Source organism: Corynebacterium callunae DSM 20147 (assembly GCF_000344785.1).
GTDB classification, from domain to species: domain Bacteria; phylum Actinomycetota; class Actinomycetes; order Mycobacteriales; family Mycobacteriaceae; genus Corynebacterium; species Corynebacterium callunae.
In genome coordinates this window covers 1-4,109 of record NC_020523.1, presented here as the reverse complement: position 1 = coordinate 4,109, position 4,109 = coordinate 1, and the positions used below count along the sequence as shown (strand labels likewise).

Sequence of the window (4,109 nt, the reverse complement as noted above, 5' to 3'; positions counted from 1 at the left end):
GTGCATGCAATGCATGCACTACTAGCAATCGTATGACTATAGGAATAAGTGGCAGCACATACATGCATGCACTAGTATGCACACCATGACACCAAGAATCACTAAAGCCGACCTAGAACGCCAACTCGCGGAGGCACAATCACAGATTGACGCGCTAGCTAAACAGGCAGCGGAAAAACAGGTGGTAGTAACCGCCCGTATCCCCCAAGCACTACGCGAAGACATGAAGACCGCTGCAATGAAACGCGGTGAAAGCTTGCAAGCATTTATGCTCGCTGCATTTAAAGCCCGCCTACAGGACACCAACGACGCCTAACCACCACGCACACCACATACCCGCTGTATGCCCCATAGACCGCCCCCCCGGTGGCTATGGGGCTTTACTCATGCCCCCACCAATAAACCCCGCCTACAGGACACATAAAGCCCCCGCCTAAGCCAGTGTCTAAGCCAGTGTCTAAGCCAGCCAGATATACACGTTCAGTAAGTCATAACCTGCACGTTCGGTAGCTCTACGCGCGGGTGACACACGCGCGTGCACTAGGCAATGAGTGAGTTTGAGGCTCGCTCTAATAGCTTGTCGATATGGTATTTAGCCCCGGCAATTCTCTTCATTGTGGTTGGTACTTTTTTGCCCGCTGGCACTAGCTTCACAGCATCGGACGGTAGTACGCCGGGCAGGCCTTGAGGGTGGCGGGTGCCAGTCCACCCAGCGCCCCACCTCACAGGATCAATGGAATTAGTAGCCAGAATAAAAAAGCGGGGGTCACTCATAATATCGGGGTGGAATAGTGCCACTTGTGGTGATTGCGCCCGCTCGGAAGCCACTACCAATTGCAGATCGATAGACATCCGCGCTAACTCATAGTGAATATGTTCGTCCCACGGGGTGAGCAGACCAGAGCGCATGAGAGTGCGCAGGCGCCCGGGCGTACAGCCCACGGCGGTGGCTAATTCCTCTACGCCTAATAGCTCACTCATTGGTGCCGTCCCATGCTTCCGCATTACGCAGCTCCGCTTTAGCTAGATTGAGTGCCGTTTCTTGCCCTGGCAACGCAGCAATATAGCGCTCATACTTGGCTAGTTCTGCTTCCATGTGGGTTAGGTCTAGCCCCATGTCCAGCGCCCTAGCCTCGGAAAGATCATTAGCCAATTGCTTGGCCATAGTCTTGTACCTCTTAGTCCAGTCCACGGCATGCTGCTTCTCTGTCACCATGGCGGTAGCGGTAGCTAACCGCGACTGCTTGCGGTTTTTGGCCTCCTGCAACTCTGCCAACGTAGGTTGCTTAACTCGCTCTGCTTCCGCTCGCTCTGCTTTCTTAGCAGCAACCACGGAGGCCAATCTATCGGGTGATAGCGCCGTTTGATTGTCCGCCTCAAATTGCCAGATGCCCCTTAGGTGTGGCAATGCTTGTCCGTCGATAATTGGCGACTCTAATTCCCGTGCTTGCTCGCGGGTCAATCGTACGGTGGTGGTGGTGCCGTCGATAGTGCTTTCTAGCTCTACCCAGGCGTGCTTTAGTCCATCGTCGCATGACCATAGAGTCATGCCCTTGCCTTCCCAGGCCTTGATGCGTTGTGGTTCAGTCATTGGTGGTCTCCTCTGTATTGGTGTTGATATTGGTCTGTAGTGCTTCCACTCGCTCGGCAGCGTCCACTAGGGCATTAGCCAGCTCATAGGCTTTATCAATGCGCATGATGCGTAGCGTCCCGCCCGCTCTGAGAGCGACGCTATGCGTGCCACGGGTGGACGTATAAGTACCCACTACCATGGTTTCCCGGTGGTGTGGCACGGGGTGAGTGATGCTCACTAGCGGGGTTAATCCCTTATGGTGTGGCATTTAAACGTCTTTCCTTTAGTGCATGCACATCACTAGCATTGATTGCTACTTGACGGTCTCGGTAGCGCCATTTCAGACGCCCCGTAGCCCTTAGTGTCCAAATGGTGCGGACACTCACCCCGAGTTCTCCCGCTGCTTGCTCGGTAGTCATTGTGTCGATCATTGGTGCACCCCCTTTCTGGCATGCAAAAAGCCCCCACCCGGCGCGATTAGCGCAGGTGAGGGCATAAAAAAAGGACTCACACACATTGGTGTAAGCCCGGTTATTGTGGGCATATTTCTGTCCACGGTTATTAGTCTAGTTCCACTTCCGGAAGTATGCAAACATTAGTACACATGAAACCTTGGTGGCGTGCCTATTCCATGTGCACAATCGAATGTACACGCTAATGCGTAGCGGTGTATGTCCCAGGTGCATGCTAGGAATAATCCTGCACACTAAAGTGGGCAAGCTGCACACCACTGCACACCATAGTGGGCAAGCTCTTTACAGCCAGGTGCTCCCAGGGTCTACAGCTAGCAATGCCCTAGATTCATCGGTAGCCACCTTCCATACCCGGCCGGGGGCTTCTACTTCCAGCAAGACAGATCGGTGCTCAATGCCCCATAAGTCCAGAATTTTATGTGCTCGCTGTTGTGCCTCTTTAGCCGTTGTAGCCTTAGCCACGTAATTAGCTATATCCAGGCGTTTATGCACGTCATCACACAATTCTGCCCACGCCTTAGCGGGAATATCGGCGACTACATAATCTTCCGTAGCTTCATCCTCGCCAAGCACTTCGCCGGTAGCTACGTCTTCATCTTTCAGGACGTTTACGGATAGGGCTTTTTTAGCGCCGGTTGACCATGAGGTTTGTTTCACACCCCTTGTGGTGGCCTCATACTCGCGCCAAATAGCCACGTCACGGCGATATTCAGGCGTACCCGGCGCGCCCGCTGCAATATCGTCCAAAATTTGCCACGGGGTTCTATTGGTGCCTTTAGCTTCCTTAAATGCTTGTCCGGCGACTTCGCTTGCTGCATTCCAAGATTCCGCAATTCCCTTAGCGGTGTACGCGCCCATCATGATGGCATCATCACGGCCGGTGGATTGCACTAAATCAATACCGTGTTCCCAGCTAGGACGCTGCCAGCCGTGCTTTTCCAGGCGCTTAGCGTAGCGGTCGAATAGGCGTGCTTTTAGAGCTTCCACCTCGGTGGTGGATAGAGTGCGCTCACAAAATAGCAAGACATGGAAATGAGGGTGGAAACTGTTTTGGCCGTGGGTAATTTCCAGGGCTTTATGCCACCACGGCAAGCGGTAGGCCTCGCGGTCTTTCTTCCAGCTAGTTGTGCCGATAATGCCAGCCCACCCGGCTTTTAGAGCTTCCAGGGAGTCTTTCAGGGCGGTGCCATGAGCATGTGGGAGAGTAAGCGTTAATAGCAATACGCTCGCATTATCGTGCATATCGTGCCAGTTTTTCACGGCGGTGGTTGCTTCCTGCACACGACGCTTGCCGATAGCTACGGCGGGGATAGGACTAGCCCACACGCTATTGCTGTTCTGTAGTCCAGCGAAACGTGAGCTGCCATTATTAGCCCATTTCAGGGATACGCCTTTAGAGCTACCAGAACGCCAGCGGTGGCACCCAGCCAGCGCCTTAATGTTAGTGATTGCCCACATTGCCTTTTGACGTTCCCAGGTGCGTGCTTGCAGGGCTTTAGTATCTAGTTCTACCTGCTTAGATTCAGGGGCTTTAGCCTTAGTGCCAGCCTTATAGATACCAGGGTTAAAAGTTGTTTCAGTGGTACCAAGTGGCCTTCGGCCGGGGTGGCCGGTGGTCTCGGTGGTGCGTCCGGTGGAAGTCTTGCCGGAAGTGCTGGTATGCTGCATTGTAATCCCCTTCGGGGTGTTGTGCCCCCCGTGCATATGAGCTGGTAACTCGCACGGGGGGTTTTGGTATGGATAAGAACAAAACGCCTGATTAGTGGCCTACTTTACGGGAAAATCACGGCGGTATAATCTTCCCGCGCCCACTATGGTGTGCAATCCCAGGTAGTCGGGCTGCATGCCACTGGCAGTGGACGGCCTGAAATATGGCCTAGACAGGGGGAGAGTGGCCGGGGGCGGTGGTGGTGGCCGATCACCCCGCGACCGGGTGCCATGGTGGTGGCCGGTCTCTATCGGCGGGGCAAGCCCCACACCCCGCATGGACAAGGGGCAAGCCCCCCTGCACCCCGGCGGTGCCCATGAATGTGTGTGCTCATACTCACCACACTAGCATGCAT

Annotated in this window: 6 protein-coding genes; 1 reads left to right on the top strand and 5 read right to left on the bottom strand. The window is 54.4% G+C overall.

What is annotated here, in order from left to right; translation table 11 throughout:
- Nucleotides 1–85: 85 nt before the first annotated feature.
- Nucleotides 86–316, top strand: a complete 231-nt coding sequence (locus tag H924_RS13135; protein ID WP_015445070.1) for a hypothetical protein — start codon at nucleotides 86–88, stop codon at nucleotides 314–316.
- Nucleotides 317–540: 224 nt separating this feature from the next.
- On the opposite strand, the gene H924_RS13130 is transcribed toward H924_RS13135, so the two are convergent.
- The 5 genes from H924_RS13130 to H924_RS13115 all read right to left on the bottom strand — a co-directional run bounded on the left by H924_RS13130 (nucleotide 541) and on the right by H924_RS13115 (nucleotide 3,714).
- A complete protein-coding gene (locus H924_RS13130) occupies nucleotides 541–981 on the bottom strand; it encodes a hypothetical protein (protein ID WP_015445069.1) in 441 nt (146 codons plus the stop codon).
- Complete coding sequence (locus tag H924_RS13125) at nucleotides 974–1,591, bottom strand: hypothetical protein (RefSeq protein ID WP_015445068.1); 618 nt, start codon at nucleotides 1,589–1,591, stop codon at nucleotides 974–976. The genes H924_RS13130 and H924_RS13125 overlap by 8 nt, the downstream gene beginning before the upstream one ends.
- Complete coding sequence (locus H924_RS13120; protein WP_015445067.1) at nucleotides 1,584–1,841, bottom strand: hypothetical protein; 258 nt, start codon at nucleotides 1,839–1,841, stop codon at nucleotides 1,584–1,586. The genes H924_RS13125 and H924_RS13120 overlap by 8 nt, the downstream gene beginning before the upstream one ends.
- Entirely contained in the window at nucleotides 1,828–1,992 is a 165-nt protein-coding gene (locus H924_RS14825) for a helix-turn-helix domain-containing protein (RefSeq protein ID WP_162139381.1), read from the bottom strand. Before H924_RS14825 ends, H924_RS13120 begins: the two co-directional genes overlap by 14 nt.
- 336 nt (nucleotides 1,993–2,328) lie before the next feature.
- Nucleotides 2,329–3,714 carry a protein rep gene (locus H924_RS13115; protein ID WP_010976361.1) on the bottom strand — a complete coding sequence of 462 codons (1,386 nt, stop codon included), beginning with the start codon at nucleotides 3,712–3,714 and terminating at the stop codon, nucleotides 2,329–2,331.
- Nucleotides 3,715–4,109 lie beyond the last annotated feature (395 nt).